This window comes from Caulobacter sp. 602-1 (genome assembly GCF_003931565.1).
GTDB lineage: Bacteria > Pseudomonadota > Alphaproteobacteria > Caulobacterales > Caulobacteraceae > Caulobacter.
Map to the genome: position 1 here is coordinate 1 of NZ_RRYI01000032.1, position 425 is coordinate 425.

A 425-nucleotide genomic window follows, 5' to 3' on the forward strand; every position below is an offset into this window, starting at 1 on the left:
GCTTCCGCCGAAACTACCGACAATAACGCCTCCGATGATGAAAAGCACCCGGCGCGCCGCACCCGTAGCCGCCGCTCTGCCGATAATGCCGATTATGAGGACCGTCCGACTCGGCGTCGTGCTGTGGCTGATGACGATGATGAGCCGCGCCCGGTGCGCCGTCGCCGTACGGTGTCTGATGATCTCGAGGAAGACGATGAGCGTCCGATTCGCCGTCGTCGCGTTGCATCCGATGATTTTGATGAGGATAGCGATCGTCCGGTGCGTCGCCGTCGCTCTGTGATTGACGATCTCGAAGATGATGATGCGCCGCGTCCATCTCGCCGCCGTACTGCGGTCGACGACTCCGATGAGGATGGCGATCGTCCGGTGCGTCGCCGTCGTTCCACTACGAATGACCGCGATGACGAGCCCCGCTCGGCCCG

At 62.8% G+C, this 425-nt stretch carries 1 protein-coding gene; it reads right to left on the bottom strand.

The genetic code is table 11. From position 1 onward, the window contains the following. A partial coding sequence (locus EIK80_RS26200; protein ID WP_158624759.1) for a hypothetical protein occupies positions 1 to 425 on the bottom strand: 425 nt, incomplete at both ends.